This window comes from Allobosea sp. 05T438 (genome assembly GCF_056396025.1).
Window position 1 is genome coordinate 99,024 of the sequence record NZ_JBFTKQ010000015.1, and the last position, 19,047, is coordinate 118,070.

Annotated in this window: 20 protein-coding genes and 1 tRNA gene; 7 read left to right on the forward strand and 14 right to left on the reverse strand. The window is 67.3% G+C overall.

The genetic code is table 11. The features are described 5' to 3' along the window. Positions 1 to 7: 7 nt before the first annotated feature. From AC1DIN_RS23520 to AC1DIN_RS23555, 8 genes are all read right to left on the reverse strand, one after another. Positions 8 to 940 (reverse strand): acetamidase/formamidase family protein, encoded by a 933-nt coding sequence (locus tag AC1DIN_RS23520; protein ID WP_476811534.1) that lies wholly within the window; start codon positions 938 to 940, stop codon positions 8 to 10. Between the two features lie 178 nt (positions 941 to 1,118). Further along, positions 1,119 to 2,420, reverse strand: coding sequence for an FtsX-like permease family protein (locus AC1DIN_RS23525; RefSeq protein ID WP_476811501.1), 1,302 nt, complete (start codon positions 2,418 to 2,420; stop codon positions 1,119 to 1,121). Next, positions 2,417 to 3,118, reverse strand: a complete 702-nt coding sequence (locus AC1DIN_RS23530; RefSeq protein WP_476811502.1) for an ABC transporter ATP-binding protein — start codon at positions 3,116 to 3,118, stop codon at positions 2,417 to 2,419. Before AC1DIN_RS23530 ends, AC1DIN_RS23525 begins: the two co-directional genes overlap by 4 nt. After that, on the reverse strand, positions 3,096 to 3,563 hold the full coding sequence (locus tag AC1DIN_RS23535; RefSeq protein ID WP_476811503.1) for a hypothetical protein: 468 nt from the start codon (positions 3,561 to 3,563) through the stop codon (positions 3,096 to 3,098). Before AC1DIN_RS23535 ends, AC1DIN_RS23530 begins: the two co-directional genes overlap by 23 nt. Before the next feature lie 28 nt (positions 3,564 to 3,591). Next, on the reverse strand, positions 3,592 to 5,334 hold the full coding sequence (locus AC1DIN_RS23540) for an alkaline phosphatase (protein ID WP_476811504.1): 1,743 nt from the start codon (positions 5,332 to 5,334) through the stop codon (positions 3,592 to 3,594). A gap of 593 nt (positions 5,335 to 5,927) precedes the next feature. Further along, entirely contained in the window at positions 5,928 to 7,019 is a 1,092-nt protein-coding gene (locus tag AC1DIN_RS23545) for an Ldh family oxidoreductase (protein WP_476811505.1), read from the reverse strand. Positions 7,020 to 7,110: 91 nt separating this feature from the next. After that, complete coding sequence (locus AC1DIN_RS23550) at positions 7,111 to 8,121, reverse strand: amino acid ABC transporter substrate-binding protein (protein WP_476811506.1); 1,011 nt, start codon at positions 8,119 to 8,121, stop codon at positions 7,111 to 7,113. 35 nt (positions 8,122 to 8,156) lie between these two features. Next, positions 8,157 to 8,306 carry a hypothetical protein gene (locus tag AC1DIN_RS23555; protein WP_476811507.1) on the reverse strand — a complete coding sequence of 50 codons (150 nt, stop codon included), beginning with the start codon at positions 8,304 to 8,306 and terminating at the stop codon, positions 8,157 to 8,159. Between AC1DIN_RS23555 and AC1DIN_RS23560 the strand changes: the two genes are divergently transcribed. From AC1DIN_RS23560 to AC1DIN_RS23570, 3 genes are read left to right on the forward strand one after another with little or no spacing between them, the layout of a single operon-like run. Then, positions 8,305 to 9,105 carry an HpcH/HpaI aldolase family protein gene (locus tag AC1DIN_RS23560; RefSeq protein WP_476811508.1) on the forward strand — a complete coding sequence of 267 codons (801 nt, stop codon included), beginning with the start codon at positions 8,305 to 8,307 and terminating at the stop codon, positions 9,103 to 9,105. The genes AC1DIN_RS23555 and AC1DIN_RS23560 overlap by 2 nt on opposite strands. Before the next feature lie 11 nt (positions 9,106 to 9,116). Beyond that, a complete protein-coding gene (locus AC1DIN_RS23565) occupies positions 9,117 to 10,037 on the forward strand; it encodes a cupin domain-containing protein (RefSeq protein WP_476811509.1) in 921 nt (306 codons plus the stop codon). An 11-nt stretch (positions 10,038 to 10,048) separates the two neighbouring features. Continuing rightward, entirely contained in the window at positions 10,049 to 10,981 is a 933-nt protein-coding gene (locus tag AC1DIN_RS23570) for a DUF6282 family protein (protein WP_476811510.1), read from the forward strand. Positions 10,982 to 11,176: 195 nt separating this feature from the next. Here the strand turns inward: AC1DIN_RS23570 and AC1DIN_RS23575 are convergent, their stop codons facing one another. The 5 genes from AC1DIN_RS23575 to AC1DIN_RS23595 all read right to left on the reverse strand — a co-directional run bounded on the left by AC1DIN_RS23575 (position 11,177) and on the right by AC1DIN_RS23595 (position 15,778). Then, complete coding sequence (locus AC1DIN_RS23575; RefSeq protein ID WP_476811511.1) at positions 11,177 to 12,163, reverse strand: Bug family tripartite tricarboxylate transporter substrate binding protein; 987 nt, start codon at positions 12,161 to 12,163, stop codon at positions 11,177 to 11,179. Between the two features lie 84 nt (positions 12,164 to 12,247). Further along, on the reverse strand, positions 12,248 to 13,051 hold the full coding sequence (locus AC1DIN_RS23580; RefSeq protein ID WP_476811512.1) for a DNA-binding transcriptional regulator: 804 nt from the start codon (positions 13,049 to 13,051) through the stop codon (positions 12,248 to 12,250). A gap of 242 nt (positions 13,052 to 13,293) precedes the next feature. Beyond that, positions 13,294 to 14,277, reverse strand: coding sequence for an NAD(P)H-quinone oxidoreductase (locus tag AC1DIN_RS23585; RefSeq protein ID WP_476811513.1), 984 nt, complete (start codon positions 14,275 to 14,277; stop codon positions 13,294 to 13,296). Further along, the gene (locus AC1DIN_RS23590) at positions 14,274 to 14,912 is read right to left on the reverse strand and encodes a fumarate hydratase C-terminal domain-containing protein (RefSeq protein ID WP_476765612.1); all 639 of its coding nucleotides are present in this window, start codon (positions 14,910 to 14,912) and stop codon (positions 14,274 to 14,276) included. Before AC1DIN_RS23590 ends, AC1DIN_RS23585 begins: the two co-directional genes overlap by 4 nt. After that, entirely contained in the window at positions 14,909 to 15,778 is an 870-nt protein-coding gene (locus AC1DIN_RS23595; protein WP_476811514.1) for a fumarate hydratase, read from the reverse strand. Before AC1DIN_RS23595 ends, AC1DIN_RS23590 begins: the two co-directional genes overlap by 4 nt. Between AC1DIN_RS23595 and AC1DIN_RS23600 the strand changes: the two genes are divergently transcribed. Further along, a complete protein-coding gene (locus AC1DIN_RS23600; protein WP_476811515.1) occupies positions 15,771 to 16,010 on the forward strand; it encodes a hypothetical protein in 240 nt (79 codons plus the stop codon). The two genes, AC1DIN_RS23595 and AC1DIN_RS23600, sit on opposite strands and share 8 nt — an antisense overlap. Beyond that, positions 16,007 to 17,458, forward strand: a complete 1,452-nt coding sequence (locus AC1DIN_RS23605) for an aromatic amino acid lyase (protein ID WP_476811516.1) — start codon at positions 16,007 to 16,009, stop codon at positions 17,456 to 17,458. Before AC1DIN_RS23600 ends, AC1DIN_RS23605 begins: the two co-directional genes overlap by 4 nt. Positions 17,459 to 17,638: 180 nt before the next feature. Here the strand turns inward: AC1DIN_RS23605 and AC1DIN_RS23610 are convergent. Beyond that, positions 17,639 to 17,728, reverse strand: a tRNA-Ser gene (locus tag AC1DIN_RS23610). Positions 17,729 to 17,959: 231 nt separating this feature from the next. On the opposite strand from AC1DIN_RS23610, the gene AC1DIN_RS23615 reads away from it, so the two are divergent. After that, positions 17,960 to 18,220: a hypothetical protein gene (locus AC1DIN_RS23615; RefSeq protein ID WP_441473037.1), complete on the forward strand. Its 261-nt coding sequence runs from the start codon at positions 17,960 to 17,962 to the stop codon at positions 18,218 to 18,220. 82 nt (positions 18,221 to 18,302) lie between these two features. Next, positions 18,303 to 18,959, forward strand: a complete 657-nt coding sequence (msrA, locus tag AC1DIN_RS23620) for a peptide-methionine (S)-S-oxide reductase MsrA (RefSeq protein ID WP_476811517.1) — start codon at positions 18,303 to 18,305, stop codon at positions 18,957 to 18,959. Positions 18,960 to 19,047 lie beyond the last annotated feature (88 nt).

Sequence of the window (19,047 nt, forward strand, 5' to 3'; positions counted from 1 at the left end):
GAGGTGCTCAGGCGCGGGCGAGCAGCGACATCGGGCGAGTGAGCTCGGTCTTCTCCAGCCGGGCTGCGACGCAATAGGCGGGGTTGAAGACGTTCGCGATGTCGTAGCGCACCGCCTGCCCGAGCAGATGGCTCGCCTCTACCGGATCGACACCGAGATCCTCGCCGACCCAGCGAAGCAGTTCCGTCGTGGCGAATTGCAGGGGCTGGTCGAGCGGGCGCCCGGCGGCAATCACCAGCAGGTCGGTTTCAGTCTCGCAGCGCGGCCAGCGCAGGCCGAGCTTCTTCACGAGCTTCACCGAGAATTCGACCTCAAACGAGGTCTCGACGCCGGTGCCGGCGATCTCGCCATCGCCCTGGCAGGCATGGCCGTCGCCGAGGAAGAACAGTGCGCCGGCCTCGAAGACCGGGAAGGCGATGGTCGCGCCCGGCCCGAACAGCCGGTAGTCCATGTTGCCGCCATAGGCGCCGCTGGTAGCGGTCGAGATCGCCTGGCCGCGCTCCGGCGCCACGCCGAAGCAGCCGAGCATCGGGGCGAGCGGGAAGCTCCAGTCCTTGATGCGGGCGGAGGGCTCTAGCAGCTTCACCGTGCCGGCCTCGGCATCAACAGCCCACTCGTAGCGCTCGCGCTTCGGCAATTCGTGCAGCATCCCGGGGTCGAGCACGCCCGGCGCCAGCGGCGAATAGGTCCAGCCGGTCTTCCGGTTCGGTGTCATCCGCTCGATGGTGACGAGGAGAGCATCGCCCGGCTCGGCGCCGGTGACGAAGAAGGGGCCGGTCATCGGGTTGCCGCGCGGCGCGTGCTGCTCGCCATCGCCGCCGAAGCCGGCGGCGTCGAGCGTGGTGGTGACGACGCTGTCGCCGCTGGCGATCTCCAGAACCGGCGGCAGGGTGCCGATCACGTTCGAATAGCGGGTGGGGACGAAGTGATGGCGCGCCATGAAAGCCTTCCGGAGCAGGTTCGCGTCGATATCGTGGCCGGGGGCGTCGACCGCCTGGCGCACCGGACCGTAGGGGCTCGCCCGTCGCATGAGAAGCGCTCGCCGGCGAAGGGGCGCCCTGCGTCAGGCTCGCGCCCTTGCTGGCCGGCGGGAGCGCTGGGCTCCGCCTGCGAAGGTCTCAGTCTCTCAAGCCCTGGATGATCGGGCTTCGATAGGAAATCGCCGCCGGCAGCAGCGCGAGCAGGCTTCCCACGACGCAGAGCAGGCCCGCCTGCGTGAGCTCGCCCGCGCCGATCGCAGGCGAGAGCGAAAGCCCGGTGCGGGCCGCGACGAGGCCCGAGATCGCATGGGTCGCGATCACGCCGAGCAGCAGCCCGGCGAGGCAGCCCGCGGCGATCAGGACGATCGTGCCGATCCAGGTCACCAGCAGCACGTAGGAACGCGGGGCGCCGAGCGCCCTCAGCGTGGCATAGCGCCGACGGCGCAACCCGTTCACGGCGATCAGGAGAAGCACGACGCTGGCGAGGATCAACACCGCGTTGGAAGCGGAGGCGACGACGAGGATGTCCCGCATGTCGCCGAGCGCGCCGTAGAGCGAGACGAGCACCTCGGCAGGGAAGAAGGCCATGGTTCCGCCCTGCCGGTATTGCGCGCGCAGGGCATAGGCGCCGGCTACGCTTTTGGGCTTCACCACGATCGCCGGAACGCCGGGCACGCGCTTGGCGTCGAAGGGCGGGCCGATCCGCGCTTCCTCTGGACGGCGACCGTCGTTGATGTTCGAGCCGGCTTGCCAGAACGGGGAATCGCTCCGGGCTTCCTCAGTGGCATGGCCGTTCCCGAGGCCGTGGATTTCCCAGACGCTCTCGATCGGCACGAGGATGGCGCGGTCCCAGGGAGAGCCGAGCCGCGGCAGCCGGCCGACGGCCGTGTAGCCATGGCCTTCATGCTTATGGCCTAGTTCCTCCTCGTCGACCTGGCCGGGTTTGGGCGCGTGGCCGGCGACGCCGTGGGAGGGCTCGATCGTGTCACCCAGCCGGTAGACGACATCGGCGCCCAGCACGGCCTCGCCCTCCGCAGAGAAGAGCCGGCCTTCACTCGTCTTGATCCGGCCCCAGCGACCCGCGAAATCGGCCGTCGTGCCGATGACGGGATAGCCGCGGCTGACGTCGCCGAAGGCGACCGGGGCGAAGTTCCCGACGCGCTCGTCCTGCGCGAGCGCCTTGAGAACCTGCCCGTCGACCAGCGGCAGCGCTTCGAGCTGCAGGTAGACGGCCGACATCAGCAACTGCGTCTGGCTGCCGGGCGCGCCGATGATCAGGTCGAAATCGTCGGCAGCCCTGGCCGAACCCTGGCGCAGCGCCCGCTCCTGTGCGCCGATCGCGATCCCGGTGGCGACCGCGAGCGCGACCAGCAGCATGATGGCTGGCGCAGTCCAGCGCAGAGCCCGCAGGTCAGCGAGCACCATCGGCCAGGGGTTCATGCCGCGTATCCCGTCCTGAGATCGAGCCGCTGCGCCAGCCGGGCGAGCAGGCGCGGGTCATGCGAAGCGCAGATCAGGGTGGCGCCGCTCTCCTGCGCAGTCTCGGCGAGCAGTTCCGAGACGCCGTCGGCGTGATCGGCGTCGAGGCTGGCGGTCGGTTCGTCGGCCAGGATCAGGCGCGGAGCGTTGAAAAGCGCGCGGGCGATCGCGACGCGCTGCTGCTCGCCGCGCGAGAGAACCGCTGCCCTCCGGTGTGGGTCCTTCAGCCCGACGCGGGATGCCAGCGCGAGCGCGCGTTCGCGGCCGGACGTGCCCAGGCGCCAGGAGGAGAAGCTCGCAGGCAAGGCGATGTTGCCGGCGACATCGAGCTCCGGCACCAGATGGAAATCCTGGAAGACGAAGCCGAGGGTTTGCCTGCGCCAGCGGTCGCGCTGCGCTTCCGGCAACCCGGAGACCTCGGTGCCGCCCCAGCGTACCGAGCCGGTGCCCGGACGCAGGAGGCCGGCGATCAGGTGAAGCAGCGTGGACTTGCCGCAGCCGGACGGGCCGCTGATGCCGAGCGCGGCGCCGGGCGCGATCACCAGCGCGGGAATATCGAGAACGCGGAAGGGCTGCCCGTCGCCGTCGCGATGATCCAGTGCGATATCCGCGAGGACGAGCCGCTGCGCGCTCTCCTCAGGCGAGGGAGAAGCCGGCATCGGCAATCCTGATCTGGCTGACGAAGCCGGTCTCCGCATCGGTCGCCGAGCCGATCTCCAGCCGCCCGCTCACCACGACCTTGCGGCCGGCGCTGACCATCGCCGTCTCGCTCTTCATGAACACGACGACGATATCGACGGGCCAGTCGGCATCGGACTGGCAGAACGGGCAGATGGCGAGCGGCTCGCGCGTCAGCACGAAGAAGTGGCTTTCCGGCTTCAGCGGCGGCGCCATGTAGCCGATCATGCGCACGCCCTTGCCGCGCAGGGCCGTGACCCGGTCGGAGAACTGGAAGCCCAGAACCCCGAAAGACTTGTAGAGCCCGTCGAAGGAGATCGGCTCGATCTCGGCGGCGGCGCGGGCCCGGCCGCCAAGGCTCGCCGCCGCGAGGCCGAACACGGCCCCGCGGCGGGTGATGGTCGCAATGGGGTTTCGCCGGCGCATGGATGTCTCCGTAGCCCCGATCATCGGTTCACTTGCCGCCGAGCGCCAGCGCTTCGGACATGACGCGGAAGACGAAGGTGTTGGGCTTGTGGCCGCGGAAGCGCTCCGCGCCGGGGCCCATCGCCGTCAGGATGACGTCGTCGGCCGAGTGGACGCCGCTATTGGCGTCGAGGGGGAGATTGCCGACCTTGCGCGTGGCGAGCGGGCCCGTGCAGTCCTTCTCGTTGGCGATATTGGCCTTGCCATCAGGGCCCTTCACGGCCGGAACGCGCTCGCCATCCATGGTGGGGCGGCCGGTGTCGCAGGTGTCGGGATAGGAGCCGTAGACCACAGCGAGCCGGCGCGAGGTGTCGACATTGGTGGGATAGCCATCGGCATCGAGCGGGCCGTAGTTCGGCGGCACGGAGTCGGCGTAGACACCGAGCTTGTCGCGCAGCTGCTGGCCGGGGCGCTCGTCGTCATAGGTGCCGATGATCGAGATCGGATGGGCGTGGTCGGGTACGACGATGATCAGCGTGTCGTTGCGGTCCCCGGCGAAGTCCTTGGCGACCTTGACCGCGTTGTCGAGCATGATCGTGTCGAAGACCGAGCGCTCCCAGTCGAGCGAGTGGCTGTACTTGTCGATACGGGCGGATTCGACCATCAGCAGGAAGCCGTCGGGATTGCCCTTCAGCATGTCGATGGCGGCCTTGGTCTGCTCGACGACATCAGGCTGGTCCGGGAATTTCGAGACCGTGCCCTTCTTCGTGAGGCGCAAGTCGAAGGCGCCGTCGATATTGCCGGTGTTGTAGAGGCCGAGCAGCTTCTTCTGGCCCGCGGCGACGGCCGCGTTCATCTCGGTCTTGGTGGTGGCGAGGGTGTAGCCGGCGTCCTTGAACTTCGCGATGAAGTCCTGCTCGTCGGTGCGCTTGGAGCCCGGCGTCGCCTTCGACAGGAAGTTGGGCGAACCGCCGCCCATGATCACGTCGGGCTTCACATCGAAGAACATCTTGACGATGTCGTTGAAGTCCGAGCGGCGGCGGGTGTGGGCGACCATGGAGGCCGGGGTCGCGTCCTCGATCTCGGAATTGGTGACGACGCCGACGGCCATGCCGGTGCGGCGCTTGGCGAGCTCGGCAATGGTCTCGACCTTCGGATGGTCGAGGGTCAGGGCGTTCTTGGMGCAGTAGACGCCGAGCGCGTTGACGCAGGATTTGTGGCCGGTGGTGTAGGCATGGGCGGCATTGGCGCTGTCGGTGACGATCGAGTCGGTGCCGGAGGTCGAGATCAGCGCCATGTTGGACATGTCGTCCATGGCGAGCTCGCCGTCATATTTGCCTTCCTTCCAGCCCTTGGAGAGGATGCGGGCGGCGGTACGGTTGGCGACCGACATGCCGTCGCCGATGAACAGGATGACGTTCCTGGCGCGGCGCGGCTGGGCGGTGGCGAAGACATCCCAGTTCACGGTCGCCTTGTTGCCGCCCTGCGTGGCTTCCACCACATAGCGGCCGGCCGGCAGCGAAGCGCCGCGCAGCCACAGCGCCGAGTGCTTCTGGCCTTCCTCGCTCTGGATGAAGTTGGTCGGACGGCCGAAGATTTCGGCGGCAGGCTTGCCGTTGACGGTGACGTTCACGTCGGCGGAGGTCGGCGCGTTCGGGAATTCGACCTTGAAGTCGAACCGCGAGCCCTCGAGGATCTCGGCACGGTCGATCGGATAGACGGTCTGCGCAGCGGCGGACCCTCCCGCTACGCCCGCGGCGATGACCGCCGCCAGCCAGTGATATGCGCGCATTGTGGTTCTCCGCCAAGGCTCGTGCCTGCGGCCCCCCGCCTAAGTCCGGAATGTGACAGTTTAATCAAACTGGCGAACTGGCCGGCGCGATTTGAGGAGCCGTCGATCGCCCGGCCTCAAGGCCCGGCAGCGCCAGGGCGGGGCCTGTTTTCCATTGGCGTTGCAGACAATTTTAAGGAAAAAACGGCCCCGTTCTTAGGGGAAGCGAGTCATGCTGCCGGTTGTTCACCGAGGAGAAGGCATGGATATCTTCAGCATGTTGGGCCTGATCAGCTTCGCCGCGCTGGCTTACGCATTCAAGCTGGCGACGGAGAGCGTGACCTAAGTATCGGGCAGCCGGGTCTGGCGCGGTCGAGCGGATGCAGGTAAGGAATCATTTACCTTACGTTGCGCCAGGCCGCCAAAATGATCGACATTGCTCTCAACCTCCTCGGCATTGTTGCGTTCAGCCTGCTCGGCTACGCGATGCTCATGGCGGTCAGAGGCCCGAAGGCCGAAGCTTGAAGCGGAATGGCGCGCCAGCCGTTCGCTTTTCTTTTTCTTTTCTTGAATGGCCGGGCGACAGCCTTTGCGCCGGGAGCGCACGATCGCGATCAGTGCGGGTCGTGATTTGATCGGCCTTTGCCGTCGTCCGCGAGCGCGACGGGGATCGTGACGCCGAGGCGGCGAGCGCGGCTTTTGAGTGCCTCGAGCGTTTCCGCTCCCAGAGCGCAGAAACCGTCGAAACGGCTCCGCGCTTGCGCCGCGCGATCGCCCGGAAGCCGTACGGGGCGTCCCCCGGGAGCTGTCCGCGAGCTCCGGATCCGATCGGAAAATCCGGAAGCCGCCGCCTCGAATTCCGCAATCGGCCGCATTCCTTCGATCTGGATCGCCATGAACAGGTTCGCGCTTGCATAGGGGCGGGCGGCATCGCCGTAGAGCGGCTGCACGGCCTCGCCGATGGCGCCGGCCGACAAGCCGCCAGCCAGAAGATCGATCATGACGGCGAGCCCAAAGCCCTTGGCCCCCGCGGCAGGCAGGAGCGTACCCCGCAGCGCCTCGAATGCGTCCCGTGTCGGCTCGCCTTGTGCCGTTTGCGCCCAGCCTTCCGGAATCGGCTCGCCCTTGCTTGCGGCCAGCCTGATCTTGCCCATCGCGCCGGCGCTCATCGCGAAATCCAGCGCGATGGGCTCGCCGCCGGTCGGGACCGCGATCGCCAGCGGGTTGTTGCCGACGACGGCTTCGACACCGCCGGGCGCGGGCAGCATCGGCCGCGTATTGGCCATGACGATGCCGATCTGTCCGGTCAGCGCGATCTTCCGCGCGAAGCGGCCGGCGGCGCCGAAATGGAAGGCGTTGCGGACTGCCACCATCGCAAGGCCATGCGCGGCGGCTCGCGCCGTCGCGATCTCGCAGGCCCGCTCGGCCGTGACCTGCCCCAGCCCGTTCCCGGCATCGATCGTCAGGCGCGAGCCCAGATCCGCGACGATCTCGCCCCTCGCGCACGGATCGACGGAGCCTCCTGCGATCCGGTCCAGATACATCGGCAGATGCAGCAAGCCGTGCGAGGCCAGTCCCTCGATATCCGCGTCGACGAGAGCTTCGGCCACCAGGGCCGCATTGTCGGGCGGCGCCCCGGCCGCTTCGAGCAGCGCGACGGCGAAGCCCTTCAGGATTTCCGCAGGGTAGACATCCGAAACCGACATCGGCTCCCCTCGATGCAGCACGCCCGGCGCGATGACCGGGCGTACGAGCCAGTTTTCAAACCCCGGCGGAGCCGGGTCGGGACGATCTCGCTCAGCGCGCCGGCGGAGCGTATTGCAGGCCGCCGGCGGTCCAGAGCTTGTTGAGGCCGCGCCCGATGCCGAGCTTCGAGCCGGCGCCGACATTGCGCTCGTAGACCTCGCCGTAATTGCCGACCTGCTTGACGATCTGCAGGGCCCAATCGGGCTTCAGCCCCATCGATTCACCGAAATTGCCGTTGCCGCCGAGCAGGCGCTGCACCTCGGGAGAGCCGGTGCGCTTCTGCTCCTCCGCATTGGCGGCGGTGATGCCGAGTTCCTCGGCATTGATCATGGCGTAAAGCGACCAGCGGACGATGCTGGTCCAGGTCTCGTCGCCCTGGCGTACGACCGGACCGAGCGGCTCCTTCGAGATCAGCTCCGGCAGGATGACGTATTCGGCCGGGTTGACCAGCTTGAGCCGGTAGGCGGAGAGCGCGGAGACGTCGTTGCTGAACACGTCGCAGCGGCCGGATTCGAAGGCCTTGGCGACCTGGTCGCCGGCCTCGAAGGCGACGCCCTCGTATTTCATGCCGTTCGCCCGGAAATAATCGGCGATGTTGAGCTCCGTCGTGGTGCCCGTCGGCACGCAGACCGAGGCGCCGTTCAGGTCCTTGGCCGAGGCGATGTTCTGCGATTTGCGGACCATGAAGCCCTGCCCGTCGTAATAGGCGACGCCGACATAGCGCAGGCCCATCTGGGTATCGCGCGACAGGGTCCAGGTGGCCTGGCGGGACAGCATGTCGATCTCGCCGGTCTGCAGCGCGACAAAGCGGTCCTTCGGGCTGAGCGGGGTGTAGCGCACCTTCCCGGCGTCGCCGAGGACAGCGGCCGCGACCGCGCGGCAGATGTCGACATCGAAGCCGCCCCAGCGCCCCTTCTCGTCGGGGACGGAGAAGCCGGCCACCCCCGGGCTGACGCCGCAGACCAGTTCGCCGCGGTTCCTGACGTTTTCGAGCGAACCGGCAGCGGCAGGCAGGGCGGAGGCGGCCAGGAGGCCGGCGATCAGCAGGAGGCGCTTCTTCATTTGGGATGGCCTTTCAGACGGTGGGATCCGCCGCTTCATTGAACCCGGCCCGATCCTGCCGCCTTTCTGACCAAAGGGCAGGCACGCATCAACGCATTTCGAAGCGTGAAACGCGGCAACTTCCGGCCGCGCTCGGCCGAGCCGGTGCCATCATCGCCGCCACCGAAACCGGCACGTTGCAGCATGCAAGCTCCCGCACCCAACAGCTTCCGCCAGCGCCTTCTCAGCGGCGCCTTCCTGGCCGGCAGCTTCATCAAGACACCCACCGCCCACGCCACCGAGATCCTCGGCCACAGCGGCTTCGATTTTGTCGTGGTCGACCAGGAGCACGCGCCCTTCGATCGCAACGCGACGGACATCGCGCTGCTGGCGGCGCGCGCGGCCGGCATCGCCGGCGTCGTCCGCGTTCCCACGCTGGCGGCGGACGCCATCCTGTCGGTGCTCGACTGCGGCGCCGTCGGCGTCCTCGCCCCTCATATCGCTGATGTGGCCGATGCCGAGGCGCTCGTTGCCGCCTGCCGCTATCGCGGCGGCCGGCGCGGTTTCTCCGGTGTCACCCGCGCCGGCCGCTATGGCGGGTCGAAGATGTGGGACCTCGTCGATGCGTCCGACGCGGCCGTCGCTACCATCGCCATGATCGAGGACCCGTCGGCGCTGGAGCGGATCGACGCGATCCTCGCCGTCGAGGGGCTCGACGCCGTCTTCATCGGCCGCGGCGATCTCACCGTCGCCTTCGGCGCGCCCAGCCGCGACGCTCCGATCGTCCGCGACGCGGTGGACGCGATCTTCCGGGCGGCGAAGGCCGCCGGCAAGCCGGTCTGCGTGATGACCGACAATGGCGAGGAATCCGCCGCCTTCGCCGACCGTGGCGCCAGCGCCTTCATCCTCTCCTCGGACCAGGGCTTCCTGCGCAAGGCCGCGAGCGACGCGCTCTCGCAAATGCAGGCAGCCCGGAGCCGCGTCGAGGCATCCGGCGCGCGATAGGAGAACCATTCGTGTCTAACTACCCTTCCAGTGATCCCCGTTCGCAATTGGCGGCGCAGCCCACGGCCAAGGCTGCTCCGGTCAAGGCCTATGCCGGCGCCGACTACGCCCGCTTCTATGCGGAGGCACCGCAGCAGGCCGGCGATGGGTTCAGGACCTGGCTCGCGCGCGGCCAGAACTTCATCGTCGCCTATTCAGACGTCGAAACCGGAGCCGTGCTGGAACGGGCATCGCAGCCCGACGAATACTGCCTGATCCTGCCCGAGAAGACGCTCAGTGCGACGGTCTCGGCCGGAGGCGAGACGGTCGAGGTGCTGGGCGGCTCGATCGCCTTCATCCCGCCGGGCGCATCGCGCATCACGACGACGGGCACAGGCCGCCTCATCCGCATCTTCTCCAGCGCCGCGCCCGATCTCGCCGCGGCCTGCTCCAACGCGGCCTCCTACGCGCAGCCCCACGCCAACGTCGCATTGCTGACGCCTTGGCCGGAACCATCAGGTGGCTGGAAGATCCGCGCCTACAGCCTGGATGCAGGGGGCGGTGAGGGGCGTTTCGGCCGCATCTTCCGGTGCACGACGCTGATGGTGAACATCCTCGACCCGCGGAGCGGCCTGCGCGACATCACGGCGCTCTCGCCGCATCACCACGATGATTTCGAGCAGGGCTCGCTCGTCATCGACGGCGGTTACATCCACGACATCCGCTGGCCCTGGACGCCCGACATGCGGATCTGGCGCGAGGACGAGCACGAGCTGATGGCGGCGCCCTCGCTCACCGTGATCCCGCCGCCGTCGATCCACACCTCGCGCTCGGTGCTGCCCGGGCTGAACCAGATGATCGACATCTTCTCCCCACCCCGCCTGGATTTCTCGCAGAAGCCCGGCTGGGTCATCAACGCCGCGGATTATCCGATGCCCGGCGAAACCGCGTGAGGGCCACGGACATGAACTCCTCTCCTGCGAATGCCGACGCGCGCAGCCGCCAGATCGCCGATCTCCTGGTCGGCGCCGTCGACCTTCACTGCCATAGCGGCCCGGCCGCCATGCCGCGTATCCTCGACCATCACGAGGCCATGCTGGACGCCGCCGAAGCCGGGTTTCGCGCCGTCGTCTACAAGGACCATTTCTACCTCGGCACGGCCCATGCGATCCTGCTTGAGAAGCTCGTGCCGGATACCGGCGTCAGGCTGTTTTCCGGCATCGCCCTCAACAATGCGTCGGGCGGCTTCAACCCGCATGCGGTCGACCATGCCATCAAGCTCGGCGGCAAGATCGTCTGGATGCCGACGCTCTCGGCCAAGAACCATATCGACGTGCTGGCTTCGGGGGCGGTGAAGACCTTTCCCAAGACCGCGCAGAAGATGCTCGATCCCGTCCCGCTCACGGCCTTCGGCACCGACGGCAAGCTTCTGGACGAGGTCAAGCAGATCCTCGACCTGATCGCGGCCGGCGACATCATTCTCGCCGGCGGGCACCTTTCGACTGCCGAGCTCTTCGCGGTGTTCGAGGAGGCTAAGGCCCGCGGCGTGAAAAAGCTCCTGGTCAATCACCCGACCTACATGGTCAACAATTGCAGCGACGCGGAAATCCGCCATCTCGTTTCGCTCGGCGCGGTGATGGAGCATTCGATCTGCATGTTCGTCGAAGGCAAGTCGAAGAAGTTCGAGCCGCCGGAGCTGCGCCGCGTGATCGAGGTCGCCGGCGTCGAGAAGACGGTTCTCTGCTCCGATCTCGGGCTCGTCGGCTCGCCGCGTCCTGTCGATGGCTACCGCGAGGTCGTCGGCCATCTGCTTGACCTGCAATTCACGGAAGCCGAGATCAAGCGGATGACCGGTGGGCATGCCGCTGAGCTGCTCGCGCTCGACGCTGCGGCATAAGGCACGCTCGCTCGAGCTCGGCATCCCGGGCTTGACCCGGGATCCATGCCGGAACGCTTCCGATCACGGTTGCAGGCATGGATTCCGGACCTCCGCTTCGCTGCGTCCGGGATGCCCCGCGTTTCGATAGGACGAAAAAAGGCCCGGGTTTCCCCGGGCCTTTTTGTTTCTTGAGGCAGGCTTACGACACGCCGTTCAGTCGAGCGAGATCGCCGCGGCCTTGATCACATCGGCCCATCTGGCGATCTCCCGGGTCTGGGCGGTCCGCAGCGCCGCTGCATCGCCGCTGCGCGCACGCACGCCGATCACGCTTAGCTTCTCGCGCCCCTCCGCGCTTTCGACATAGGCCCGGGCGATCGCGGCGATCCGCGCCACCACCGGTTCGGGCAAACCCTTCGGGCCGACGAGCCCGAACCAGCTTGTCGCATTGACGCCCGGCAGCCCGGCCTCCGACAGCGTCGGCACCTCCGGCAGTTGCGGCGCCCGCTGGTCGCTGGTGACCGCGAGCCCGCGGATCGCGCCGCTTTTGACAAGCGGGATATAGGCCGGGATGAAGTCGATCGCGACATTCACGGTTCCGGCCAGCAGGTCGGTCGCGAGCGGCGCCGAGCCGCGATATGGCACATGAGTCATCTGGAAACCGGCCTTGCGCTGGATCAGCTCGCCGGTGATGTGCCCCATCAGGCCGAAGCCGGGGCTGCCGAAAGTCAGCTTGCCCGGATTGGCCTTCCCATAGGCGACGAGCTCCGCGAAGGACGAAACCGGCAGCGAGGGATGGACCGCGACGATACCCTGGACATCGCCCAGCAGCGCGATCGGCGTGAAATCGGCGAGCGGATCGAAGGGCATGGTCTTGTAGAGCAGCTTGTTGGTCGCGAGCGGCCCCGAGGACGAGAACAGCAGCGTGTAGCCGTCGGCGGCGGCCCGGACCACGCTGGTCGCGGCGATGTTGCCGCCGGCGCCGGTCTTGTTCTCGACGACGAAGCCTTGCCCCAATTCGCCGCGCAGCCGCTCCGCCAGAAGCCGGGCGACAACGTCGGTCGAGGCGCCGGCCGGGAAGGGGACGACGATATTGGTCGGGCGGCTCGGCCAGGTGTCGGCGAAGGCCTGTCGCGGGCCGGCCAGAAGGCCCGCTCCGGCGACCGAGGCCATGAAATTGCGGCGTGAGAGCTGTCGCACCATCGAGATTTCCTCCGGAAAACGCCTCTTCGGACGTGTTGGCCGGAGACTAGGGGCGAGCGGCAGGCGGCCTGCGGAAAAGGCCGGCTATTTCTCCCCTTGAAACGCAACGCCCATGGATTGCGACAGGGCCTCCAACTGCGCCTCGATGCTGGCCGCCGCCTTCTTCAACGGGTGGATGATCCGCGCCTTGTCCTCGGGAGTGGCCACGGCCGAGCGGAAGAACGTGACGCCGAAGGTCGCGAGCAAGCGCTCGCCGAGCCTGATCGGCACCGCGATCGTCGTCGAATTGCGGGGCTCGGTCGAAGCGTCCCTCTCGGTATAGCCGCGCCAGCGGGCCTGGGCGATCAGCCGCTCGATATCCTCGTCCGTGAGGCTGCTGTTCTCGGGATCGGAGGAGGCGCGCATCGCCGCGAGCAGAACGGCGCGCTCCTCGTCCGGGCAGAAGGCGAGATAGGCGCGCCCGAGCGCGCGGCCTCCCAGGCTCAGGCGGTAGCCGAGCGTGGCGTGGAAGGGCGAGATCGGGCTGTCCGGAATCGTGCTGAAGCGCACGATGACCGCGTCATAGTCGAGCAGGCACACGGCACAGGGCCATTTGATCTGCCGTGTCAGCGCCGTAGCCCACGGGCGTGCCGCCTCGATCACCATCGGCGCGCCATGGAAGCCCGAGCTCAGATCCGCCACCTTCGAGGTGACGAGATAGCCGCGCACGCGCTCATCGCGCGTCACATAGCCGGCGTCGATCAGGGTTTCGAGCAGGCGCACGATGGTCGGCTTCGGCAGGCCGGTGCGGCGGTGCAACTCGCCGACGGTGGCCGCACTGCAGCGATTGACCTCGGTCAGCAGCCTGAGTGCCTTGAGGACGGATTGAACGGGCGCGAACGAGAACACTCTGCGGGTCCGGCGTGACGAAGACGAACGCCGACTCTAGAGTGGTTTTCGACCCGACAGAACCGTCATTGCGAGCGTAGCGAAGCAATCCAGTGGACTGGGCTGAAGCCTCCCAGCCAGTCCCCCTGGATTGCTTCGTCGCTTCGCTCCTCGCAATGAAGGGTAGGGTTTCAACCCGATCAAAAGCCGCCATGGAGCCGAATGGGCTGCGCAGGACAGCGTTGTTCACGCACCCTCACGGTTCAGGCCGGCATGGTCAGAACCACCTTGCCGATCTGCTCGCCCGCATCCATCAGCGCGTGCGCATCGCGGACATCGCCCCAGTCGAAGGTCGCGCAGATATGGCTGCGGACCCTGCCGCTGGCGAGCAGCGGCCAGACCTGTTTGACCAGTTCGGCCGCGATCCGGCCCTTGTAGGCGGCGTCGCGCGGCCTGAGCGTCGAGCCGGTCAGGGTTAGCCGGCGGCGGACGATGTTACGGACGTTCACCTCCGCCGTCTGGCCGAGATGGCTGGCGATCAGAACGACCCGCCCATCCGGCGCGAGCAGCCCGAGCTGCTTTTCCGTATAGGGGCCGGCCTGCGAATCGAGCACCACATCGACCTTCTCCTTGCCGATCGCAGCCTCGATCTCCCCGACCCAGTCTGCCCGGTAGTCGATGGCGAAATCGGCGCCGATCTCCAGGCTGACCGCGCGCTTCTCGGCCGAGCCGGCGGTCGCGATCACGCGTGCCCCGCGCAACTGCTTCGCAATCTGGATCGCGGCCATACCGACGCCGCTCGTTCCGCCCTGAACCAGCAGGGTCTCGCCCTCAGCCAGCCGGCCGAGCCAGATGACATTGTTCCAGGCGGTGAAGAACACCTCCGGCAGCGCGGCCGCCTCGGCGAAGGAGAATCCATCAGGCAAGGGCAGGCACTGCAAGGCCGGAACTGCACAGATCTCGGCATAGCCGCCGCCATTGGCGAGCGCACAGACGGCATCGCCGACCTTGGGCCACGCAACCTCGGCACCAACCGCCTCGACCACGCCGGAAACGTCCAGCCCCGGAAGATCGGTCGCGCCGGGCGGCGGCGGATAGAGGCCGCGCCGCTGCTGGATGTCGGGACGGTTCACCCCGGCCGCGCGCACGCGGATCAGCACATCGGCCGGGCCGAGCTGCGGCAGCGGACGCTCGCCGAAGGCCAGGACCTCAGGGCCGCCCGGCTGGGTGATTTCGATCACTTTCATTGGGGTCTCTCTGTGTCGTCTGGAGAGGGGCGCAGCGACTGCAGGATCTCGGGCATCCGCTCGCGGGCCGAATTCATCAGGCGCTCATAGATCGAGTTGCCGTGAGCATCGATGGCGACGATGACCGGGCCGAAGCCGTCGAGCCGGATGCGGTTCAGCCGGAATTGCATGATGAGGTCGGTCCAGGCGCAATCCGTCACGGCCTGAACGCCCTGGCTCAGCAAAGCGGAAGCGCCGCCGACGAAGGAGAAATAGACGCAGCCCACCTCGCGCATCGCCGCAACACTTTCCGCTCCGAGCCCACCCTTGCCGCCGGTTGCGCTGAGTCCGAGCGTCCGGATCAGGGAGGGCATCAGGTGGTCGAAGCGGCTCGACGTGGTCGGGTTGACGTAGTGGAGCGGGCCGGGGCCGGTCGCGGCCTCCTCATAGCTGACGCCCATGTGGAAGAAGGAGCCGCCACGCAGCGGCAGCGGCAGTTCGCGGCCGGCTTCGAGCTCCGACACCATCCGCTTCTGTGTGGGCATGCCGACGGTCGCGACGGCGTCGCCGTCAAGCAGCACGACGTCGCCGAGCTTCAGCGCCCGCGCGGCCTCGGGCGTCAACGGCAAGGTGATGCGAGGCAGGGACGGGCTCACTCGATCCGCTCCACCGTGCCGGAGTTGTAGATCCGGGCGCGCGTCCGCCGATTGATCCAGCAGTTGAACGAAACCGCGACCGGTGTGAAGCCGTGGCCCGAGGCGTATTCGACATGGACGCCGAAGGTGGTCGTCGAACCGCCGACACCCATCGGGCCGAAGCCCATCTGGTTGACGGCGCGGGTCAGGCGCTCCTCCATATCCGCGACCATCGGCTCGGGATTGCGCTCGCCGAAGGGGCGCAAAGTCGCGTCCTTGGAGAGCTTGGCGGCGTGGTCGAAGGTTCCGCCGATGCCGACGCCGACGACGACCGGCGGGCAATGCTGTCCGCCCGGGCGCAGCACGAGTTCGAGGATGCAGCGCTCGATCTCCTCGAGGCTCGGGCTGACCAGTGTCTCGACCGCCGCCCAGCGCCCGCCGCCGAGCGCTTTCGGCGCGCAGGTGATGTCGAGATAGTCGACATCACCGACGAGCTCATAGGAAACCAGCGGCATGTCCTTGCCGTGATAGCTGCGTTCGTTGGTCAGCGGGTTGGTGACGAAGCGCAGGATCGGCGGCTGGATCGTCCGGACGAGATCGGCGAAGCCGTCGACGATGGCCTGGCGGATGTCGCCTTCCATGCGCACGCCGGAGCCGATCTTGATGGTGTAGCTGGGCACGCCGGCATCCGAGCACAGGAACTTGCCGGTCTCTTCGGCACGCTCGGCGCTGTCGAGCATGAAGGCCAGCGTCTGCCGCGCCTGCGGCTCGGTTTCCGTCGCGAGGGCTTCGCGGAACGCGGCCTTCGAGGATTCCGGAATCCGGCGCAGCGACCAATCATAGAGATCGGCGGTGACTTCCTTGACCAGATCGTAGGTGATGGCCATGCGCTGCGCCCGTTTCGACGGCGCGAAACTAGCCGATCCCAGGGCGATGGCGGGCTGTGCATGCGGCATTTCAATCTATGAAACAGAGGTCTTTGCCCGCCGCGCCTGCCCGCTTCCCGATAAGCACGGAATCGGTCAGGAGTGCTTGCGCACGCTGAAGAACGAGCCCGGTGAAGGGGGCATCGAACGCCTCGAACACTGGGCAGCCTTGCTGGGGACGGATCTGCCATGAGCCATGTGGATATTACCGGTTTCGACCTTACGATCGACCAGCTCGTCGGCATCGCCAGGGGGAAGGCTCAGGTCTCGGTCACGGCGGATGCGGTTCAGCGGATGAAGGCTGCTCGCGCCGTCGTCGACAATGCGGTGGCGCGCGGCGAAAAGGTCTACGGGGTCACCACCAGCGTCGGCGCCAAGACCGGCGTGCCGCTCGCGCCCGATCGCATCGCCGAGTTCAACCGCCGCCTGCTGCTGACCCACAATGTCGCACACGGGCCTCTCGCCCCGCATGAGGCTGTCCGGGCGATGATGACGGTGCTGCTCAACGCGATGGCGAGCGGGCGCCTCGGCGTTCGGCCGCTGCTGGCCGAGCGGCTTGCTGCTGCGCTGAACGAGGATCGCACGATCGACGTGCACATCTGGGGCTCGATGGGCCAGAGCGACATGGCCCCGATCACCGATCTGGCGCTCGCGCTCTATGGCGACCTCGAATTGCAGGCCGGCGAAGCCCTGGCGCTGCTCAACTCCAGCGCGCTCGCCTTGGGCACTGCGGCGCTGGCCATGGCCGATCTGCGCGATAGCCTCGACCTCTGGAGCCTGATCGCCGCGCTGAGCATGGAGGGCTTCGCCGCCAACCCGTCGATCGTCTCGCAAGCCGCGCTGCAGTCGCGCCCCTTCGCCGGGCTCAACCGGCATGGCACGCGGATCCGCCACTACCTCGCAGGAAGCTATCTCTTCGCCAAGGGCGGGCCGCGTCATCTGCAGGACCCGCTGAGCTTTCGCTCGCTGCCGCTGCTCCACGGCACGGCGGCGGATAGCCTGGAGTTCGCCTATGGCCAGGTCGAAACCGAGCTGCGGGCGAGCCAGAACAACCCGATCGTCTCGATCGAGGAGCAGGCGCTCATTTCCGTCGCCAATTTCGACACGGTCTCGCTGTCGATGGCGCTCGACGTTGCCCGGTTGGGATTCGCCCCGGTCGTGACCAGCTCGGCGGAACGTGTCGCGAAGCTGGTCGATTCCTTCTGGTCGGGCCTCACCGTCGGGCTGATCGAGGAGGATGGCGTGGGCCTTCCCGGCTTCAACGGGCTGGCGCAGTTCCACAAGGCGATCACGTCCGAGGCACGGCTCGCCACCGCGCCCGTCGTGCACGAGCTCGCCAGTTCGAGCCATTCCAACGGCAATCTCGACCGGGCCGGCATGGCCGGGCTGGCGGCCCGCAAGACGGCCGAGGTGGCGGGCCTGTGCCGCTCGATCGCAACGATCGAACTGCTCGTCGCCGCGCAAGCCGTCGATATCCGGAAGGCCGCCCCGCTCGGCGCCGTGACGGGCAGGCTCCATGCGCTGGTTCGCGAGGCCGCTCCTTTCGCCGCGGCTGGCGACAGGGTGCCCCATATCGATCCGCTGCTGCAGCATATCGGCCAATGCGACGCCGAGATCCGGAGCATGCTCACTCTCGGCTGATGGCTCCAGGGGCCGATCCGAAAGCAGGCCGCGCCGACCTCCAGCGGCTGGCGCGCTGCCAGGCTGCGTCTCTCCATCGGCTTGCTGACGAGCTTCTGGATCCCATCCGGAAACACTCGCGGAGCCGGTCGAGCTCTTGAGGCGGTTGAGCGCTCTCAAAAATCATCTTTTGGGAATTGCTGGCGGACAGGGCGGGATTCGAACCCGCGATACGGTTTCCCGTATACACACTTTCCAGGCGTGCGCCTTCAACCACTCGGCCACCTGTCCGGCGCGCTGCTTATGACTGCCGGGCCAGCATCTTTCAAGGCCCGAGATGAAGGGTTTTGCACAATCCCCTAAAACCTGCGCGTCCGGTTGCGCTGAGCCCCTGGGATGAGCACATCTTGGAGCTGGGGCCGCAGTCAGATACGCGAGTGGCAAACTGAGACGGGGAGCAAGGTGAGGTTTCTTCTGCGACTGTTGGGATATCTGTCCGTTGCGGCCGGATTCGTAGCGCTCGTGATCGACGGCGCCCGTTCCATCGCCAACTCCGCCCTGCGCTTCACGGCGTTGAGCGAAACCCTGACCGCCTTGATCCATGAGCGCTACGCGCAGCTCCAGCCAGCTGTCGAACGCAACATCCATCCCTTGCTCTGGGATCCCGTGCTGCTGTCGGTGATGCGGATGCCGACTGCGCTCGCGGCGCTTCTGCTCGGATTCGCGCTGCTATGGCTGGGGCGGCAGCCGGAGCCGCAGATCGGCATCGTCACGCGTCGGTGAAGCCCGTGTGCGCGAAGCCCCCTGTGCGAAGGGCCGCCGGAGGCTTACATAGGCGCCGAAGCTCGAACGAACGGAGCGAGGAATGTTCTCTTTGCGCAAGAAGACCGAGATGCCGACGGCGGCCGAGACCCTGCCGGGCCGCCCTGCTGCGATTCCCACCGCTGAAACCCATTTCGTCAACGGGCGCGCTCTGGCCGGCCCTTATCCGGAAGGCACGCGCAAGGCGCTGTTCGGGCTCGGCTGCTTCTGGGGCGCCGAGCGCAAGTTCTGGCAGAGCGGCGAGGGGATCTGGGTGACGGCCGTGGGCTATGCCGGCGGCACCACGCCGAATCCGACCTATGAGGAGGCGTGCAGCGGCCTGACGGGGCACACCGAGGTCGTGCTGGTGGTCTATGATCCCGCCAAGATTTCCTATGAGGATCTGCTCAGGATCTTCTGGGAGAACCATGACCCGACTCAGGGCATGCGCCAGGGCGGCGATATCGGCACGCAGTACCGCTCCGCGATCTATACCTACGATGCAGAGCAGAAGGCCGCCGCCGAGCAATCGCGTGCGGACTACCAGAAGGCTCTGGCCGCCAAGGGCTACGGCCCGATCACGACCGAGATCCGTGAGGCGCCGACGCTTTACTTCGCCGAGGGCTATCACCAGCAGTACCTCGCCAAGAACCCGGCGGGCTATTGCGGCCTCGGCGGCACCGGCGTCGCCTGCCAGATCGGCCTGGGCGTCGAAGCCTGAGCGTTCTCCAGGCAGGGAGGCGATCGCCTCCCTGCATCACCATAAGTTCTTGATATGTTCTTGCGCTGCCGCTGAAGCTCCGCTAGCG